Below are 19,614 nucleotides of genomic sequence, written 5' to 3'. Positions count from 1 at the left end.
ACGATGTTTCGACTGACACTGCGCATTCGCGAGCCAGCCCGCTCCCACCCTTTAGACCGCGTTCGCACTGACTACTGAGGCCACGTTTATACCGATGAACCTGCATTTGCCCGCGTTCGCCCGGCGCCTGCTGCGCCCCTTGCTCGACCCCTACCGCCGCTATCGCCATGCCAAGCTGATCCACGCTGTGCGCGTGTCCATCGGTTTGCTGGCCACCATTTTGCTCACCACCGGCATCAACCTGCCGCACGGCGAGTGGGCCTCGGTGACCATGCTGATCGTGATCGGCGGTTTGCAGCACCACGGCAATATCGGCAAAAAGGCTGTGGAGCGTGCTTACGGCACCTTGATCGGCGCCAGCGTCGGCTTGTTGCTGGTGGTGCAACAGGCCTATTTCGGCCAGCCGCTGCTGACTTATCTGTTGATGTCGGTGGTGTGCGGGTTCTTTTCCTATCACGCCATCGGCAAGGGCGGTTACATCGCGCTGCTGTCGGCGATCACGGTGTTTATCGTGGCGGGGCACGGGGATAATCCGATATCCGACGGCTTGTGGCGCACCGTCGACATTCTGATCGGCATCGTCTTGGCGCTGGCGTTCTCCTTCGCCCTGCCGCTGTACGCGGTGTACTCGTGGCGCTACAACCTGGCCAGCGCGTTGCGTGACTGCGCGCAAATCTATAGCCGAATCATCAGCGGCCAGTCGGTCACCGATGATGAACACTTGAAGCTGCTCAACCGCTTGAATGCGGCAATGCTGCAGTTGCGCTCCTTGATGCCGTCGGTGTCCAAGGAAGTGCGCATCTCCATGACCGAACTGGATGCGATCCAACGGCATCTGCGCATGTGCATCAGCACCCTGGAGATTCTCGGCAATACCCGGCCCGACCCGCGCGATGAACAGGCGATGGCGCGGGTGCAGGTGATGTTGAAGGCGGAGCACCGGCAGATTCGGGTGCAGTTAGTGGGCATGGCGCGGGCATTGAAGCTGGGGTTTACCGAGCGGCTGGAACGGCCTGCCACGCATGCAACGGATGACGAGGCGCTGGAAGCGCCGGTACAGAATGCGCTGGACGGGTATCGGTTGTTGACGTTGCAACTGGCGGCGAATGTGGATGCCATGCGCCAGCGATTGGCCAAGACGGCGAGTCACTGGAAGATTTGACGAGAATGCAAAGGGACAGCGTACGGTTAAGTAACGCTGTCCCGGCGCACGCTCAAGCATGACGGATGATCAGGTCAGACGGGTGATGCGCACCGAATTGACGATAAAGTCATTGCCACCCTCCGCACCACTGCCGCCGCCTTTGGCCTGGTAGTTATAAAGCACAACTTCCGCACCGCCCATACTGCCGACAAACTCGGCATCCAGCACATACCATTGCTGCCGAGGTATGGAGACTGGGCCTTTGAGGGTTTGCCCAGCCACAAATATAGCCAGGAGCGGATCGTTATAACCCGACTGATTATAAATAGTTGCATCAACCCGATAACGGTGAGCGCTGTTGAAATTACGCACCGCATTGAACAAGACACCCGCGTTCGATGCCGGCCAGAGTGCGGTGACAACTTGAAAGCCTGTGCCTGACATGTAACCACCCGCCGCACCTGCACCGGTACTCCAGGGTCCATAGCTTCCACCCGGAAAGTTGGATACAGCGTCAGTCCACGAATCGTTAATTATGTAGCTCGCTGTTGGAAACACTACGGCTCGCCATTTGTCCGTGCCGCCATCGTAGGCCACTCGAGTCTCAATTTGAAATCTGGAGTTCCTCGGCAGCGCCGTCAAAACATTACGCAGCACTGCCTGATTCACCAGGCCATTTATCGCATCGTGAGTCGTGACCACATAATCCGTCAGCACCTCCTGCGATCGCCCCTCTCCTATCAACGTCATCCATACACGCTGGCCTGCTTTACTTAACGGCCATTGACTCAACGCCAACTGAGCATTGCCCGCGAAGTTGTTCAAGTCGATGACCGTTCCATTGGCTTGATGATTAATTGTGGGTGTCGGCAACAGGGCTGGCGCAATTGCACCGACTGTGACGGTTTGAACGGTTGACTGAGCTGTTCTTCCAGCCCGTTGAATCGAATACTGCAACTGCACCCGGCTATTGACACTGTTATGCAGCACTTGAGCCGCCGTCAGATCGAACACTACGGTGCCACTCGCATGACCACTCAGGGTTGTTTGATATTGACTGCCATCCTGATAAATCCAACTCAGTGTGATGCTGTCCGTGGCGAGCATGCCAGGGTATTTAACTGTCACGCCGGTGTTGTATTGAATGGCCAACGGGTCAACTGTCGTCGCTTGCGCAGTGTTTGAAGCGCCGTTGAGTGTTGGGTAGGGCAACACATCGGGAGTCGGCGTGCCTACCACCCTGACCACAGTGGTGCCCGACCGTCCCAGTGGCGAGCCCGTGCCGGTTTGCCACTCGAACCTTAGGCTGACCGTGGCATCCGTCAGCGCGCTGAGCACGTCGTTGCCGATAGGAATGGTCTCCCCTCGCAGGTTTCTGTCGGTGACCGCCGGCAAACGAAGCGTACGGGTTGACTCGCCATACTCGGTCACCTGGGTGATCACCACTGTGAGCACAACGCGGTTGCTCGGGCTCGGTGTCGGCGTCTTGCGCGGCAACGCGACCAGCGCCGCAAACCGTGCCGCGCTGAACTGGTCCAGATCGACGACGGAGGCTTCGACATCGTTGACCGTGAAGATCGGCGGATCAAGCAGGCTGGGGTCCAGTTCGCTGTTGAGGATGTAGGGTCGGGAATAGGCGTACTTCTCGCCGGAGGTGTTGTTCACCACATCGCGCACCATAAATTGCACACCCACCGGGCCGTACGGGTTGCCCGCCTGGATAACCGAAGGGCTGATGAAAACCCGGATCGGCCCCAGCCCGGCAGCCTCGTCGGGGCTGACCACATGGTCAATGGTCGTGGCGCCGTAGGCGACGGTGATGGTGTCGTTCTTGCGGATGTTTTCGTACTTGGTAATCAGGCACCACAACCCGCCGGTAATGTTACTGGGATTAAGGATCGAACCCGCCGGGAACCCCTCAACCGACAGGATCAAGCCTCTGTGGAATTGTTCGGATGCCCAGAACGTGAGGCCACCGGGACGCTTGGTCTTCACCAGGTAAGTTTCAGGCATGGAGCGCAGTAATTGCCCGCTGGCAGCGCGCTTGACCTGGCCGAACACCGGGAATTCGCCTTCCGGAATTTTGGTCTTGGGGATGGACAGGTTGTAGCGATCAGTCACTTTGGTGACGATGGCCGAGGCCACCGCAATGCTCGAGTCCCGCCAGTAGATCGCGTAAAGGTCGTTGACGGTGGCCGCGTACCAGCTCTCGAAGGTAAAGAGCGCATTGGGGTCGGTTTCGCGCTGACCCAGCCCCCACTTCGCGGTTTCCGGGTACAGGGCCTCAGCCAGTGAAACAGACGGATAGACCGAATACGGCGGCGGTGAGAGTTCTTCAGTGGGGGTGGTCATGGCCATCACCTTGCTGGGTTGGGACGCGCGCAAATGGCGCGACGGGCAAGGTCGATGAAGCGCTTGGGACAGTCATCGAATCTACTGTCAGAACTGACAGTAGCGACAAATGGTAGAGACCGTTTTACGGCGTCAGGGAGCCGCCAGGCCGGCAAGTCGTTGCAAGCGTTAACGAAAAAGGGACAGCCTGCGTTGACGCAGTGCTGTCCCATGCACGTCCTGTGCGTGTTACGTGAGGCACCAAAGACTTTAAACCGGGACGAAACTCACACTGTCCGAGCCATTATTGACGACCAGTGCTACGCCGGCGGCGGGCGAGAAGGCTATGTTTGCAGCGTTGCTGAACCCGGTGAGGCGTTTAGAAACCTGGTTTGTGTTGGTGTTGATGATGTACACCGAATCGCGATTGGACCCAATGCCGCCAGGGCCCACGCCGCCCACCCAGAGTTCCGGAGCATTCGGGTTTCGCGTGATGCCCCACGCCCAATTGATACCCGTGATTTTCTGGATGATGACGTTACTCATAAGGTCCACAACCAGGACGCCATCAACGTCACTGACATAGGCGTAGCGCGCCGGCGTGCCCGCACTGAAGGCAATTTGCACGGGCCGATTGGTACCGCTGATTCTCGCCACGAGCGCATTGCGGGTACCGGCGCTGATGATATCCAACACCGAGGCTGAAGCGACGAGCACCTGTGTTTGTTCCGGGTTGACCGCCACGCCGAACGGGTTCACCCCAACGGAGACCCGACCCAGAACGGCGCCCGAGGCGGCATCATGGACCGACACGAAGGAATTTCGGGTGCAGGCAACAAACAATCGCGAGCCATCCGCCGTAATGGCGAGCCCCGAAAGGTCGTTGCCGCCCGCGATCTGAACTGTCGAAAGGATCCTGTACGTGGAGGTATCGATGACGGTGTAACTTGACCCATCAAAATTGCCCACATACAGACGCCGGTTGTCTGGACTGAGCACCGACAGGAACGCCGAGTTCACATTGAAGAGGGTGTAAATGACTTTACGCGCCTTGATATCAATCACTGAAACCGAATGGCTAAACTGACAGGTTACAAAAGCCCGCAGCCCATCGCTGGTGATACTGATCCCGTGGGGGGCCATCCCGACGTCAACCGTCTCGGTCAACCCGCCGCCCTGGGCTTGAAACGTCAGCTCCTGAATAGCCGAAGATTGTGTCTTGGTCCCCGTCGTCACCTCATAAGACAGCTTGATGAGCTGACCTGGGCTTTGCGCGAGGATTTGGGCGCTGATGGAAAACAGCACCAGGCCGCTGCTGACCCCGGCCTGCACAGGAATACTGGCGACAGTACCATCGGCAAAGGTCCATTTAAGCCTGATTATCTGCGCCTCAGTCATGCCCTGATACGCCACGGCCACAACGGCGCCACTCGGATAGTTGCTGGCGAGGACAATCTGGGGCCCCGTTTTGTTATCGAAAGCCGGCGCCAGCAGCCGCAGCGCTGGCGTACCGACCACTTGAACCACACTGGTGCCCGAGCGATTGAGCACCACACCCCCAGCGGTTTGCCACTCAAAGCTCAGGCTGATCTTGGCCTCCATCAACGAGCTGAATACGCCGTTGCCGATGGGAATGCTCTCGCCCCGCAGGTTTCTGTCGGTCACCGCCGGCAAGCGAATTGTTCGGGTTGACTCGCCGTACTCGGTAACCTGGGTGATCACCAATATGAGCACCACGCGGTTGCTCGGGCTCGGCGTCGGCGTCTTGCGCGGCAAGGTGACCAGCGCCGCGAAATGTGCCGCGCTGGACAGATCCAGATCAACGACGGAGGCTTCGACGTCGTTGACCGTGAAGATCGGCGGGTCCAGCAGGTTGGGGTCCAGTTCACTGTTGAGGATGTAGGGCCGGGAATAGGCGTACTTCTCGCCGGAGGTGTTGTTCACCACATCGCGCACCATGAACTGCACGCCTACCGCGCCGTACAGGTTGCCTGCCTGGATAACCGACGGGCTGATAAAAACCCGGATCGGTCCCGGCCCGGCAGCCTCGTCGGGGCTGACAACATGGTCGATGGTGGTGGCGCCGTAGGCGACGGTGATGGTGTCGTTCTTGCGGATGTTTTCGTACTTGGTAATCAGGCACCACAACCCGCCGGTAATGTTGCCGGGATTGAGGATCGAACCCGCCGGGAACCCCTCAACCGACAGGATCAAGCCTCTGTGGAATTGCTCCGCAGCCCAGAACGTGAGGCCTCCGGGACGCTTGGTTTTGACCAGGTAGGTTTCAGGAAGGGAGCGCACCAATTGACCGCTGGCAGCGCGCGTGACCTGGCCGAACACCGGGAATTCACCTTCCGGAATCTTGGTCTTGGGGATGGCCAGGTTGTAGCGATCAGCCACCTTGGTGACGACAGCCGAGGCCACCGCAATACTCGAATCGCGCCAGTAGATCGCGTAAAGATCGTTGACGGTGGCCGCGTACCAGTTCTCGAAGGTAAAGAGCGCGTAGGGGTCGGTTTCGCGCTGGCCCAGACCCCAGGTCGCGGTTTCCGGGTAAAGCGCCTCAGCCAATCGGACAGCAGGGTAGACCGAATAAGGCGGTGGAGACAGTTCTTCAGTGGGAGTGGTCATGGCCATACCTTGCTGGTTTAGCGCGCTGAAACGGCGCGACGGGCAAGGTGAATGAGGCGCTTGGGGCAGTCATCGAATCTACTGTCAGAACTGACAGTGGCGACGAATGGTAGGCTTGCAGGAAAAATCCGACAGGCAACAACAGGATCGACAATCTGTTGTTACCCACCCATTTTCTTACATTTTTTTCACGATTTATTCACATCCGCAGACGTAGGGTGAAGCCTCATCCGTTACAAACGTTGCACATCAAGCCCGCCGCCCCAGCGGGCTTTTTTTTGCCCTGAATAAAGGCTTATCGCGCGGCCTTGGTCGCGGGCGCAATCGCTTGTTCACGAATGGCGCGCTGGGTATCCAGCACCTTGGCCAACGCGGTTTCAGCCTCAGCGCTTTGCTGCGGCACACGAATCGCGGCCGACACCAGCGTGATCAACTTGGCCATTACCTCGGCGTCCGTGGCCGGGCGGCCCAGGCTCATGGAGTTCATCAGCAGGCGCAGTTCCGTCCCCGCCATCACCCCGGAAATCGCCTTGAGGGCAAATTGCAGGCGCACGCCAAGCTCATTGCGGGGCAGGTCCGGCAAGGCCAGCGCAAACGCCTCAAAAAAACGCTGGAACACCGGCTGGTAATGAACCTTGAGGTATTCCTGGATAAACGGCGAGGTGTCGCTGTAAACCCGACCCAGGAAGCGAATGAATGAGCGCCCTTCCCCGCTGGCCGGGTCACTGCGCTCCAGGCCCATGGCCGGGGCGAACAGCACGCCAAGCAAGGTATCGCAATCAAGGGGCCCATCGGATTCGGCTTCACAGCGCGCGAGCAGCTCCAGGCGCTGCTCGTTGAGCGGCTCCAGGCGCTGCATCAGCAGGGTTTTCATCAGGGAATCCTTGTCCCCGAAGTGATAGTTCACGGCGGCCAGGTTCACCTGGGCGCGCTCGGTAATCTGCCGGAGCAGAACGGCGTCGTAGCCGTACTTGATGAAGAGAGCCTCTGTCGCATCCAGCAGTCGAGTCTTGGTAACGTTTGGAGCGCTGAGTTTCTTCGCGACCATAGGAGTTCCACGGGGGAAATATTGTTTTAAAAAATAATTTGATTTTTTATACCGGGGCGGCCCTTCGAAAGCAAGTACTGACACTGCGCTATCCATCTAAAAGCCTGTATAACCGGGACTTCTGCGACTCGCCGGGAGGATCGCGAGTCGCTCGAACGCACGCGCGATAAAATCGTTTCAAAGGGTAAAACCGCTCTACATCCATGGCTGGCGAAGCGCATGGAACGCGGTTACTATTCAAACAATATTTTAAAAACAAGAAATAAAACCAGTCCGTGACGCGTACCAGGCAGCTCCCGAACTTGTTACAAGGATTTACCGGGCGCAAGCGGCACCGTCGAGACTGCAGGCGTAGTCATGATGACAGAGACCCCCGCGCACCCAGGCTTGATCTCCCTGCAAGGCATCGGCAAACGCTATCAGCTTGCCGGCCAGGAACTGAACATCCTCAATGATGTGTGCCTGTCCATCGCCAGCGGCGACAGTTGCGGCATTCTCGGCGCCTCCGGCTCCGGCAAAAGTACCCTGCTCAATATCCTCGGCCTGCTGGATTTGCCCAACTGCGGCCAATACCACTTCGCCGGCCACGATATTTTCAGCGCCAGCCCCGACGAGCTGGCGGCGATCCGCAATCAGCAGATCGGTTTCGTGTTCCAGAGCTTCAACCTGCTGCCGCGCCTCAGCGCCCTGGACAACGTCGCCCTGCCCTTGAGTTACCGCGGCGTGTCGCGCCACGAGTCGGTGGAGCAAGCGTTGCGCATGCTGGAACAGGTCGGCCTGGCCGAGCGCGCCCACCATCGCCCCGCCGACCTCTCCGGCGGCCAGCGTCAACGCGTGGCAATTGCGCGCGCGCTGGTCGGCAAACCCTCGGTGATTCTTGCCGACGAACCCACCGGCAACCTCGACAGCACCACGGCGCAGGAAATCATGGATCTGCTTCTGGGCCTCAACCGCGAGCAGCAAGTGACCCTGATCATCGTCACCCATGACCCGCATATCGCCGAGCGCCTGGAGCGCAAGATCCTGGTGCGCAATGGCGTGGTGCATGAGGCCGGGCGCCTATGAGCTTGCGGGTCGAGCAGAGCCTGAGCCAACTGCTGCACGAAGCGTTCGTGAGCCTGCGCACCCTGGGCAAGCGCTCGGTCCTGGCGCTGCTGGGCATCGTCATCGGCAGTTCATCGGTGGTGGCCTTGATCAATATCGGCCATAACGCGGCGGTGGATGCCGCGATGATTTTCAAGGACATGGGCACCGACACCCTGGTCGCCCAGTTTCCGCCCAAAGGCAACAGCAGCGCCCCGATGCGCGCCAGCCTCGACCTTGAGGCCGTGCGCGACACCGTGCCGGGCATTGCCCATATCGGTGCCCTCAGTGTGTTCGGTGGCCCCATCGTGTTCCACGGCCGCACGGCTAACGCCAACCTGGTCGGCACCACAGCCGATATCAAGGACGCCATGCGCCTGGTGGTGCGCGACGGGCGATTTCTTTCGCCTTTCGACGCCAGTGAAACCTACGCCGTGATCGGCGACCAGCTCGCTCAAGCCCTGGGTATGCCGGGCGATCCGCTGAAACCGGGCGACCGCATACGCATCAACGACTACCTGTTTCTGGTAGTGGGCATCCTGCACAACCAGGCCCGCGCCATGCTCATGCCAGTGCAGGCCAACGAATCGCTGTTCATCCCCGCCGAAGGCATGCGCCGCATCTACCCGACGCCGCAGATCGGCAACGTGATTATCCGCGCTACGCCGGGCCAGGACATGGAACGCATCGCCCGCGACGCCTCCAGCGCCTTGAAACGCCAACTCACCGACCACGATGTCGACATCCAGGTGCCCCAGCAAATGATCGATGGCATGACCCGGCAGAGCCGCACGTTCGCCTATTTGTTGCTGGCGCTGGGTGCGATCTCGCTGGTAGGCGGCGGCGTCGGTGTGATGAACGTGATGCTGATGAATGTCTCGGAGCGCCGCCGTGAGATTGGCATCCGCATGGCCCTGGGTGCGCGTCAGCGTGACATCCGCAACCTGTTCCTGCTCGAAGCCGTGACCCTGACGGCCGTCGGCGCACTTTGCGGCGCGGTGCTGGGCATGAGCGCCGCCTGGCTCTACGCCTGGCTGTCGGGCTGGGCGTTTGCCCTGGCCGCCGCCGCCCTGCCCCTCGGGGTGGGCAGTACGTTGCTGGTGGGCTTGTTCTTTGGCATCTACCCGGCGGTGTCCGCCTCGCGGCTGCAGCCGGTGGAGGCCTTGCGTGATGAATAAATGGCCGCTGTTACTGCTGATCGCAAGCCTGCCGGCCATGGCTGGCGACGTGGTGATCAACCCGTCCGCCCCCAGCAGCACCCGCAGCGGTTACGAGCGCGGTGTGTCGTTGAATGCCCAGGTCACCACCCTGACCCTGGGTGATGCGGTGTACCTGGGCTTGCGCAACAACCCGGCGATCCGCAGCGCGTACCTGCAACGGGTGGCGCAGAAGTTCGACCTGCGCGTGGCCGAAGATGTGTTCAACCCCAAGCTCACGCTCAACAGTTATTACCGCCAAAGTCGCGGCACCGCCGATAACTCACGCAACGCCAACCTGGCCCCGAACGCCACCTTGCTCGGCGAATACGGCACGCGGCTGAGCATGGCCTGGACCCAGCAACTGAACAACGCCGATCGCGCCGGCCGCTACCGCAGTGACGGCCTCGACCTGGCGCTCATCCAGCCGCTGGCGCGCGGCGCCGGCTGGGAGGCCACCACCGCGCCGTTGCGCCTGTCGCGCCTGTCGGAACAGGCCAATCGGCTCAACCTCAAGGCTACCGTGGCGCAGACCATCAGCCAGATCATCGCCACGTACCGCGAACTGCTGCGCGCCCAGGAGCAGTTGAGCATCGTCCAGGATGCGCTCAAACGCTCCAACACGCTGCTGGAGGTGAACAAGGCATTGATCAGCGCAGGCCGCATGGCCGAGTTCGAAATCGTGCAGACCGAAGCGGACATCGCCACCCAACAACTCGGCGTCGAAGAAGCGCAGAACCAGCTCGATACCAGCCGCCTGGCCCTGCTGCGCCTGTTGGCACTGGACCTGTCGACGCCCATCCGCGCCAGCGAGGCGCTGGAGGCCAGGCCAATGACCATCGACAAGCGCCAGGCCTTCAACCTGGCGCAGACCCAACAGCCGGAATACCTCGCCGCCTTGCTGGGCAGCCAGCAGGCCGACCTCAACCTGGTGATCGCCAAGGATTCCGGGCGCTGGCAGGTCGACCTGGTGGCCGGGGCCAACCAGATCCGCGATGCCTACAGCAACAACGACAACGGCAATGGCATCGGCAACGGCAACGGCAACAACCGCACGTGGAACAGCTACGCTGGCGTGCAGGTGCAAATCCCTATCGGTGACATCAGCACGCGACAGGCCGAAGTGCGCGCGCGGGTCAACGTAGAGGACCAGGAGATCCGTATCACCGATGCGCGTCAGGAGCTGGAACGCAACGTCAATGACGTGGTGCGCGACCTCGGCACCCGCTGGCGCCAATATGAAATCTCCCAGCGCGCTGTTGAGCTGTCGCGGCGCAAGATCGAAATCGAACGGGAAAAACTCAGTGCCGGGCGCTCCACCAACTTTCAGGTGTTGAGTTTCGAGACCGACCTGCGCAACGCCGAGAACGCGCAGCTCAATGCACTGATCGCTTATTTGAACGCCCAGACCCAGCTCGACCTGACGCTGGGCATGACGCTGGAAAGTTGGGAAATCGCCCTCAATGACTACTGATAAAAAACGCCTGCTGGGCGCTGTATTGGTCGTGCTGCTGACCGGCGCAGGCATTGCCGTGCTCAGCCATCGCAGTGACGCCGGGCAAGCCCAGACGGCCGAGCAGTGGCTGGCGGTGAAACCCGACGCACTCGTGCACCAGATCGGCCTGGTGGGCAAGATCGAACCCGAGTCCACCGTCACCCTGACGGCGCCGTTCGACGGCAACGTGCTGGACAACCTGGTCGAGCAAGGCCAGCGTGTCGACGCCGGCCAGGTGCTGCTGCGCATGGACCCGGCCACCCTCGAGGTACAACTGCGCGACGCGTTGTCCGCCCAGCTCAAGGCCCGGCGCACCGTGCAAGAGATGCAAGACTGGGACAGCAGCCCCGCCGTCAGCCGTGCACGCCGCAGCCTGCGCACTGCCGAAATGACCGCCGGCAACACCCAGCGCAAACTCACCGAAAGCGAAAACCTGTTCAAGCGCGGCATCATTCCGCGCAACGAACTGGACGACCTCAAACAACAGACTCAGCAGCAGCAACTGGACCTCGCCTCGGCCCGCAGTGAACTGCAGCAGGCGCAGAGCCAGGGCCAGGGCGAATACAAGCAGATCGCCGACATGGAACTGACCAATGCCACGGTCAAGTACGACGCCCTGCACAAGCTGCTCGATGGCAAGGAGGTCAAGGCGCCGTTCTCCGGCATCGTGGTGCCCGCCCCCGGCAGCAATACGTCGACGCCGGGCGGTGGCAACAGTAACGCGCCGGTGCAGGCCGGCAGCAAAGTCAGTCAGGGCCAGGTGCTGTTCGGCCTGGCGAACATCGAACGGCTGAAAATCGTCGCCAAGGTGTCGGAGCTGGACATCAACCAGCTGCACCAGGGCCAGGCGGTGGAAGTGATGGGCGATGGCTTCGACGGTGAGCGGCTGACCGGCTCCGTGAGCGTGGTCAGTGGCTTGGCGATTGCCAGCGACAGCCAGGGCAGCGCGCAGTTTCCGGTGACGTTGTCGATTCCCAAACTGACACCGCAGCAATTGCAACGCGTGCGGCTGGGCATGAGTGCGCGGTTGACCATCGTCACCTACAACAACGCGCAGGCGATTGTGGTTCCCAGCCAGGCGATCAACCGCGCTGACATGACCGTGGAGTACCGCGCGACGATGGATCAACCGGTGGAGCGGGTGAAGGTCACCACCGGGCAATCAACCGCGCAGGGGGTGGAAGTGTTTGGCCTCAAGCCTGGTTTCGTGAAGATTGGAAGTTGAAACGCCGATCAACTGTGAGAGCGGGCTTGTCGGATCGCCGCACCGCTGCGATGGCATCAACGGCTTATGGCTGATGTACCGAGTTGCCTGCATCGCAGGCAAGCCAGCTCCCACAAAAAAACAGAGCACAGAAGTCTGCCGGCTGAACTCGCTCCCACATTAGATATTTGTCAGCTTCAACGCCAACGCCTTGGCTTGAATCGCCACGTCGGTCACCGCTGTGCTTTCCCACCACATCCCACGCAACGGCGGGCCCATGGCGAACAGGCGGCGGCTGACATTGCCCTCGGCATCCAGCACAGCGCCCGATACGTCCGCCGCAATCCCCAACGCCAATGGCCCGGGCTGGATCAACCCACGCTTGAGCAACTGCTGGGGCAACGGCCGGGCCACGCGGCGCCAGTCGTACTCAATGCCACTGGAATTGATCAACGCCGCCCCCGACACCTGCGTCACCTCCTGCTCGCCGCGACGACGCACGCGGACAGTCACACCGCCGTCCGAAGCCACCAGGCCCTTGAACGATGCTGCCTGAATGCGCAACCGCCCTTCGTCCTGCAACCGTGCCACCAATTGCGCGCTCAACGGCGGCGAACGGTGATGATGACTTTCCCACCACGGCCGTACATGGCGCACGAACTGGCGTTTTTCGACGTCGCTGGCCTGGCTCCACAAACGGGCAACATGCGCGCGCACGGTGTCCAGCGGCGCCTGCCAATCGATGCCTTGCTGCAGCGCACTGCGGCATTGGCGGCGCACCTCGCGCAGCAATTGCCTCGGGCTGCGCAGGCGATGGTCCTCGGCGAGAAAATCCACCCAGCCCGGGGGCTGGCGCCGTACATGCGGCAGCAGCCCGTGGCGCGAAAAAATCTCGATCGGGCCACGATGGCCGGCCTGCTCCAACGACACCACGGCGTCCACCATGGTCAGCCCGGAGCCGATGATCAGTACCGTCGATTGCGGGTCGATCAGGGTCATCGCCTGCACATCCCACGGGTCCACGGCTGCCGCGTTCAAGCCGCTGGAGTCGGTCTGCGGCGTACGCGCTGCGGGAAACATGCCGGTGGCCAATACCGCGAAGGCGCCGCGCAGTTGCTGGCCGTTATCGAGTGTCAGTACTGTGGCGCTCTCATCCACGTGCAGGTCGATGACCTCGCCACGCACATGCTCCACCGTCGAAGCCGACAACGCCTTGGCTTCGGCCAGCCGCTGCTGCGCGTACAGCCCAAAGATCCCGCGCGGCGGGAACAGCTCACTGATCGGCACCGCTTGCTGGTGCGCCTGCGGCCACCCACCGGCGCCGATGTAGTCGGTGAGCCATTGGGTCAGGTCGTCGGCGTTATCCGGGTCGACGCTCATGCGCGCGGCGTTGCCGTTCAAGGTGTGGCCCAGCTCGACCGCGCTGTAGGCTTCGCCTCGGCCCAGTTCAGCGCGGGGCTCAATCACCAGGATGCGACGCTGCCCAGGCAGGCGCAGCAATTGCACGGCCAACATCGTGCCGCTCAGGCCGCCGCCGATGATCAAGACATCAGCGTTGCGGGTGGATTCAGTCATGCACATTCGCCCTTACTGTTTACCCAGATAAATATCGTGCAAATCGCCGCGCGCCCGCAGTTCAGCGGCGCTGCCACCCAAGACCACCCGCCCAGTATCCAGCACGTAGCCCTGGGACGCATAGGTGAGCGCGACGTTGATGTTCTGCTCGGCGATCAAAAAGCTCACCTGCTGCTCACGGTTGAGCTGGGCGATGATCGCGAAAATTTCCTGCACGATCATCGGTGCCAGGCCCATCGAAGGCTCGTCGAGCAGCACCAGGGTGGGCCGCGTCATCAACGCGCGGCCGATGGCGACCATCTGCTGTTCGCCGCCGGATGTCAGCCCGGCACGCGTGTGGCGCTTGGTCTTGAGGCGTGGAAACCAGGCGTAGATGCGTTCCAGGTCATGCTCCATGGCCTTGCGGCTCAGGCGCCGCACAAAGCCGCCACTGCGCAGATTGTCTTCGACCGTCAGCTGGCCGAACACATGCCGGCCCTCCAACACATGGACCATGCCCTCACGCACGCGCTGGCTGGGGTCGATGCCGGCAAGGTCGCGGCCGGCGTATTCGATCACGCCCCGGCTGACCTCGGCCCGTTCGGCACGCACCAGCCCCGAGATCGCCTTGAGCGTGGTGCTTTTGCCGGCGCCATTGGCGCCGAGCAAGGCAACGATGGCGCCCTTGGGCACGCTCAAGGACACCCCGGCCACCGCCAGGATTGCGCCGTCATAAATCACTTCGATGTCATCGACCGTCAACAGCGCTTGGCTGGCGGACTCGGCGGCGGGTTGGCTCATGAGTTATTCATCCCCGGTGCAGGTGCGCGGCGTCAGGCCTTTTTCCTTGGCGAACGCGGCGGATTTTTCGTCAATCAATGGGCGCAGCAACGCGCGGTCGGCGGCGATCCAGTCGCTGATCAGCGTCCAGTTGGCGCCGTCCCATTGCTGCACCCGCGCCGAACCGCCGCCTTCATGGTCGCGGCACGACAGTTTGAGGTTCTGCATCAGGCCCAGGTAGCCCATGTCCTTCAAGCGCGCGTCGTCGATGTTCAAGTGTTCCAGGCCCCAACGGCCTTCTTCGCCGTTGAGCGGGCGCTTGCCGAATTTGGCCTGGCCGGTGCGGATCGCTTCCACGGCCACGGCGGCGTTCACCAGGCCGGAGTTGTAGTAGACGCTGCCGAAGTTTTTCAGGTCCTTGAGGTCACTGTGGCCCTTGTCGAGGATGGACTGCTTGAGGCGTTTGTGGATCTCGAAGTCGGCACCGGCCGGGTATGGCGTCAGCGCCAGATAGCCTTTGGCGGACGCACCGGCAGGCAGTACGTCTTCGCTGGAGCTGGCCCAGATATCGCCGATGATATGGTCGACCGGGAAGCCAAAACGCGCGGCGGTTTTCACCGCTACCGGCGTGGATACGCCCCAGGTGCGCAGGAACACCCAGTCCGGGTTCGCCTGGCGGACCTGGCGCCATTGCGCCGACTGTTCATTACCCGGATCGGCCACCGGAATCTGGATATTTTCAAAGCCGTATTTCTCTGCCAGCAACTTCAGCGGGCCAAGGGTTTCGCGCCCGTAGGCCGAGTCGTGGTAGACCGTGGCGATCTTCTTGCCCTTGAGTTTGTCGAAACCGCCTTCGCGCTGGGCGATGTAGTTCACCAGGGTTGAGGCTTCGCTGTAGAAGGTCAGCATCACCGGGAAGTTGTACGGGAACACCGTGCCGTCGGTGGCTTCGGTACGGCCGTAACCGAGGGTGATCAGCGGGACCTTGTCCACCTCGGCACGCTCACTCAGCGCGTACGCCGCCGGGGCGCCATTGGGTTGATAGACCGCGACCGGCGCGCCATCCAGGCCATTCTTGAAGCGCTCGTAGCACTCGATGCCCTTCTCCGCCGTCCACTCGGTTTCGCATTCCTGCCACACCAGTTTCACGCCATTGATGCCGCCTTCGACCTCGTTGATATAACGCAGGTAGTCGATCATCCCGGCCCACACCTGCACGCCGCTGGAGGCGTACGCGCCCACACGGTAGGTGGCCAGGGGAATGAATTGCTGGTCGGGCGAGGCCGTCGCCTGGGGCACAGTGCCCGCCAAGGCGGCCAGCGCAAAGGCGGCGCCGACCAGGGAACGTTTCAAGGTTGCACGCATATTGGATTCTCTTGAGGGAATGTTAGAAGCGCAGCGGCCACTGCCGCAGACGGTCACGCAGGTTGTGCAACAGACGAATCAACCCCTCGGGTTCCTTGATCAGGAACACGATGATCAACACGCCAAAGATGATTTTTTGCAGGTTCTGCAATTGCCCCGCATCCACCGAGCCGCCGAACAAGGCCTGCCCGGCATGGCTGAGGAAAATCGGCAGCAGGCTGATAAACGCCGCGCCGACAAAGTTGCCGGCGATGCTGCCCATGCCGCCGATAATGATGATGAACAGGATCTGGAACGAGCGGTTGATATCAAAGCTGCTGGCGCTGGCAGTGCCCAAGTAAGCGAAGGCCCACAGCGCACCGGCAATGCCTAAGTAGAACGAACTGACGGCGAACGCCAGGCGCTTGTAACGCACCACCGGGATACCGACCACGGCGGCGGCGGTGTCCATGTCGCGGATCGCCATCCAGTTGAGGCCGACCTGGCTGCGCACCAGGTTGACGGCGGTCCAGGTCAGCAGCAACACCGTGACCAGCGTCAATAGGTAACGCCCCAGCGGCGTGTTGAGGTCATGGCCGAACAGCGCCAGTTGCGGCGCAGAAATGGTGCCGGAGGAGCCGTAGTTGTAGAACCAGGGGAATTTGACGAACAGCCACTCCAGAAAAAACTGCGCGGCCAACGTGGTGACCATCAGGTAAAAACCCTTGATCCGCGAACTGGGCAGGCCGAACAACAGCCCCACCAACGCGCTGATCACCCCACCGCCGAGCAGCGCCACCGGCAAACCGAGCGCCGGCAGACGCAGCAAAAACCCGTAGGTGGCGAACGCGCCGACAGCCATGAAACCGGCCGCGCCCACCGAGGTTTGCCCGGTGTAGCCGGTCAGCAGGTTCAAGCCCAGCCCGGCCAGTGACAGCACCAGAAACGGGACGAGGATTGCATTGAGCCAATAGTCATTGCCCCACAGCGGCACGACAACAAAGGCCAGCGCCAACAGGCCGATCAGGCCCCAGGGCACGCGTCGCTGGATCAACACCAACGGTGCGGTTTGTTGAACGACAGGAATCGACATGGGTTCAGACTCGCTCGATGGCGCGCTCGCCGAACAGGCCGGCGGGACGGATATACAGGAAGGCCAGGGCCAGTACGTAGGCGAACCACGGCGTGATGCCGCCGCCGATCAGTGGGCCGATATACACCTCGGCGAGGTTTTCCGCCGCGCCGACAATCAGCCCGCCGACAATCGCCCCGCCAATCGAGGTAAAGCCGCCGATGATCAGCACCGGCAAGGCCTTGAGCACCACCAGCGACAGCGAAAACTGCACACCTTGGCGCGCGCCCCACAGCAGCCCCGCCACCAGCCCGACCACACCGGCCACGGCCCAGACGATCTGCCAGATACGGTTGAGGTTGATGCCGATGGACAGCGCCGCCGTGGTGTCATCCGCCACCGCGCGCAACGACACGCCGATGCGGGTCTTGTTGAACAGCAACGCCAACACCGTGACCAGCACCACCGCCGCCGCGGCGGCAATCAGATCAAACTGGCTGAGCATCAGTGGCCCGACAAACAGCGGCACGTCGTCGATGCCCAAATCCAGCGCGCGCACCTGCGAGCCCATCAAGCCCTGGGCCAGGCCTTCGATAATGAACGACAGGCCCAGCGTGGCCATGAACAGAGTGATCTGCGAACGGTTCACCAACGGGCGCAACACCAGACGTTCGATCAGCAAGGCACCGACGACCATTACGATTACCGTCAGCAGCAGCGCCAGGGCGAACGGCACGCCTTGGTCATGCAGGCTGACGAAGGTCAGCGCGGCGAACAGCAGCATCGAGCCCTGGGCGAAATTGAACACGCCGCTGGCCTTGTAGATCAGCACGAAGCCGATGGCGACCAGCGAGTACAGGGTGCCGGCGAGCAAGCCGCCGAGCAGGGTTTCGAAAAAGAACGTCATCAGTGTGCGACTCCCAGGTAGGCGCTGATCACTTCGGGGTTGGCCTGAACCTCGGCGGGCGTGCCGTCGCCGACCTTGCGCCCGTAGTCGAGCACCACCACATGGTCGGACAGGCCCATGACCACGCCCATGTCGTGCTCGATCAACACCACGGTGGTGCCCAGGTCGCGGTTCACGTCGGCGACGAAGCGCGCCATTTCGTGTTTTTCTTCGGCGTTCATCCCGGCCATGGGTTCGTCGAGCAGCAGCAGGCTGGGGCCTGCGATCAACGCGCGGCCCAACTCCACACGTTTTTGCAGGCCGTAGGACAGGTTGCCCACCAGCACGTCGCGGTGGGCTTGTAGCTCCAGGAATTCGAGGATGCCCTGGGCACGCAGGCGGAAGGCCTCGGCCTCACGCCGGGCGCGCGGCAAACCCAGGGCCTGTTCGATAAAGGTGCTGCGCATATGCCGCGACAGGCCGGTGAGGATGTTGTCGAGCACGCTCATCTTTTTGAACAGCGCGTTGTTCTGGAAGGTGCGGCCAATGCCTCGACGCGCCGCGCCCAATGGGTCGATGCGGTGGAAGTGTTGTTGCTCAAAGACGATCTCGCCGGCGTCAAAGCGGTACACACCGTTAAGCACGTTGAGCAACGAACTCTTGCCGGCGCCATTTGGCCCGATCAGCGCGCAAATCTCGCCGCGCTGCACGTCAAACGACAAGGCATTGATCGCCTTGACGCCCTTGAATGACAACGAGATGTCGCGCACCTGGAGAATGGCCTGGCTCATGCGATGTCCCGTTTGAATTCGGCCAGCCATGTCGGCTCGGCCTTGGATTTAAGCGGTTGCCAGATGTAGGACAGACGCTGAAAGCCCAGCAGCCTGCGCACGCGGTTTTTCAGCAAGCGGCGCAGGCCACTTTGCGGGTGGGCGATGGCCCAGTCGCACAGGCGTCGGCGCCAGGTACCGTGGGGCGCGAGGCGGCTTTCGATGTCGTCGGCCAGGTGGTGCAAACGCTCAGGTGATAACAGCAGGCCGGTCGGAGCGACTTCACTGCGATCGCGTCGGGCCGAGGCGAGGTTTTCCGGAAACGCCAGGCCATGGCCGCTGTTGAGCCACTGCTCCAGCACCACAGCCAACCCGCCCTGCCAGTGAGTGCCCTCCTCGCTCCACAACGCGGTTTCGCCAGAGGGTTGCCACCAGCGCTGCAAGTGCTGCGCCGGGTCCAGCGGGCCGAGCAACTGGGCGAAATCCAGTCGATTGGCAGACGCCCAGTGCCGCACTTGCCGGCGGTCCTGCACATACGAATGGGTCGGGCGAATACGCCACAGCTGTTGGTAAAGGACTTCGGGCTCGAGGTCATCGGCCAGGGTCACCACCTGCCCGCCGACCGATTGCGCAGCCAACGCCAACAACAGCAGGTTCGGCTCGAACGCGCCGCTGAGGGCCAGCCGCGACTGCTCGCCAAAGCCATGCTGGCGCAACCCATCGGCCAGGCGCTCGACGTCGCGCAAGGCGTCAATCCACCGCCAGGCATACCACTGGCCCTGGCGCTTGTGGCGCAGGGCCGTCTGCAACGGCGTGATTTGCGCCCAGTGGCGCAGGTGTTCCAAAGGCTCGGACAGGTTGCCGAGCAGTTCGGCGGGCCATTCCAGGCCCAGCGGACGTTTGAGTTCGTGCACGCTCATAGGGGTGATGCTCCTATTAAAGTGATGTGCGTGCGGTGGTCCGCTGGCTGAGTTATTTGGATCAATACAGTTCTACTGTGGGAGCTGGCTTGCCTGCGATAACGGTGTGTCAGTCGGCACATTTCCAGCTGACCCGACGCTATCGCAGGCAAGCCA

15 protein-coding genes are annotated in these 19,614 nt (G+C 61.8%); 5 read left to right on the top strand and 10 right to left on the bottom strand.

Annotated elements, in window-relative coordinates; translation table 11 throughout:
* The first annotated feature begins 100 nt into the window (after positions 1 to 100).
* Positions 101 to 1,162 (top strand): FUSC family protein, encoded by a 1,062-nt coding sequence (locus tag ACP7B3_RS23980; protein WP_426181540.1) that lies wholly within the window; start codon positions 101 to 103, stop codon positions 1,160 to 1,162.
* Positions 1,163 to 1,231: 69 nt separating this feature from the next.
* Here ACP7B3_RS23980 and ACP7B3_RS23975 read toward each other — a convergent pair whose 3' ends face one another.
* From ACP7B3_RS23975 to ACP7B3_RS23965, 3 genes are all read right to left on the bottom strand, one after another.
* Complete coding sequence (locus ACP7B3_RS23975; RefSeq protein ID WP_426181309.1) at positions 1,232 to 3,496, bottom strand: hypothetical protein; 2,265 nt, start codon at positions 3,494 to 3,496, stop codon at positions 1,232 to 1,234.
* Between the two features lie 249 nt (positions 3,497 to 3,745).
* On the bottom strand, positions 3,746 to 6,106 hold the full coding sequence (locus ACP7B3_RS23970; RefSeq protein ID WP_426181306.1) for a YncE family protein: 2,361 nt from the start codon (positions 6,104 to 6,106) through the stop codon (positions 3,746 to 3,748).
* Between the two features lie 295 nt (positions 6,107 to 6,401).
* Entirely contained in the window at positions 6,402 to 7,154 is a 753-nt protein-coding gene (locus tag ACP7B3_RS23965) for a TetR/AcrR family transcriptional regulator (RefSeq protein ID WP_426181303.1), read from the bottom strand.
* Between the two features lie 357 nt (positions 7,155 to 7,511).
* On the opposite strand from ACP7B3_RS23965, the gene ACP7B3_RS23960 reads away from it, so the two are divergent.
* Genes ACP7B3_RS23960 through ACP7B3_RS23945 form a run of 4 tightly spaced genes read left to right on the top strand, consistent with a single transcriptional unit; the run spans position 7,512 to position 12,153 of the window.
* Positions 7,512 to 8,219 carry an ABC transporter ATP-binding protein gene (locus ACP7B3_RS23960; protein ID WP_262209178.1) on the top strand — a complete coding sequence of 236 codons (708 nt, stop codon included), beginning with the start codon at positions 7,512 to 7,514 and terminating at the stop codon, positions 8,217 to 8,219.
* On the top strand, positions 8,216 to 9,415 hold the full coding sequence (locus tag ACP7B3_RS23955) for an ABC transporter permease (protein WP_145164055.1): 1,200 nt from the start codon (positions 8,216 to 8,218) through the stop codon (positions 9,413 to 9,415). Before ACP7B3_RS23960 ends, ACP7B3_RS23955 begins: the two co-directional genes overlap by 4 nt.
* Complete coding sequence (locus tag ACP7B3_RS23950) at positions 9,408 to 10,907, top strand: TolC family protein (RefSeq protein WP_426181299.1); 1,500 nt, start codon at positions 9,408 to 9,410, stop codon at positions 10,905 to 10,907. The genes ACP7B3_RS23955 and ACP7B3_RS23950 overlap by 8 nt, the downstream gene beginning before the upstream one ends.
* Entirely contained in the window at positions 10,897 to 12,153 is a 1,257-nt protein-coding gene (locus ACP7B3_RS23945; protein WP_426181296.1) for an efflux RND transporter periplasmic adaptor subunit, read from the top strand. Before ACP7B3_RS23950 ends, ACP7B3_RS23945 begins: the two co-directional genes overlap by 11 nt.
* Before the next feature lie 159 nt (positions 12,154 to 12,312).
* Here ACP7B3_RS23945 and ACP7B3_RS23940 read toward each other — a convergent pair whose 3' ends face one another.
* The 7 genes from ACP7B3_RS23940 to ACP7B3_RS23910 are packed head-to-tail and all read right to left on the bottom strand — an operon-like array spanning position 12,313 to position 19,458.
* A complete protein-coding gene (locus tag ACP7B3_RS23940) occupies positions 12,313 to 13,707 on the bottom strand; it encodes an FAD/NAD(P)-binding protein (protein WP_242199412.1) in 1,395 nt (464 codons plus the stop codon).
* A gap of 12 nt (positions 13,708 to 13,719) precedes the next feature.
* A complete protein-coding gene (locus tag ACP7B3_RS23935) occupies positions 13,720 to 14,487 on the bottom strand; it encodes an ABC transporter ATP-binding protein (RefSeq protein ID WP_262209163.1) in 768 nt (255 codons plus the stop codon).
* Between the two features lie 3 nt (positions 14,488 to 14,490).
* Positions 14,491 to 15,831 carry an ABC transporter substrate-binding protein gene (locus ACP7B3_RS23930; protein ID WP_426181291.1) on the bottom strand — a complete coding sequence of 447 codons (1,341 nt, stop codon included), beginning with the start codon at positions 15,829 to 15,831 and terminating at the stop codon, positions 14,491 to 14,493.
* Between the two features lie 22 nt (positions 15,832 to 15,853).
* Positions 15,854 to 16,903, bottom strand: coding sequence for a branched-chain amino acid ABC transporter permease (locus ACP7B3_RS23925; RefSeq protein ID WP_426181288.1), 1,050 nt, complete (start codon positions 16,901 to 16,903; stop codon positions 15,854 to 15,856).
* 4 nt (positions 16,904 to 16,907) lie between these two features.
* Positions 16,908 to 17,789 carry a branched-chain amino acid ABC transporter permease gene (locus ACP7B3_RS23920; RefSeq protein ID WP_426181285.1) on the bottom strand — a complete coding sequence of 294 codons (882 nt, stop codon included), beginning with the start codon at positions 17,787 to 17,789 and terminating at the stop codon, positions 16,908 to 16,910.
* Complete coding sequence (locus ACP7B3_RS23915) at positions 17,789 to 18,559, bottom strand: ABC transporter ATP-binding protein (protein ID WP_242199404.1); 771 nt, start codon at positions 18,557 to 18,559, stop codon at positions 17,789 to 17,791. Before ACP7B3_RS23915 ends, ACP7B3_RS23920 begins: the two co-directional genes overlap by 1 nt.
* Positions 18,556 to 19,458: an AMP-binding protein gene (locus ACP7B3_RS23910; RefSeq protein ID WP_145164038.1), complete on the bottom strand. Its 903-nt coding sequence runs from the start codon at positions 19,456 to 19,458 to the stop codon at positions 18,556 to 18,558. The genes ACP7B3_RS23915 and ACP7B3_RS23910 overlap by 4 nt, the downstream gene beginning before the upstream one ends.
* Between the last annotated feature and the right edge of the window lie 156 nt (positions 19,459 to 19,614).

The organism is Pseudomonas sp. TWRC1-2 (assembly GCF_049896685.1).
Classification (GTDB): Bacteria; Pseudomonadota; Gammaproteobacteria; order Pseudomonadales; family Pseudomonadaceae; genus Aquipseudomonas.
The sequence above is the reverse complement of the archived record's forward strand: the minus strand, read 5'-3'. Positions and strand labels throughout refer to the sequence as shown.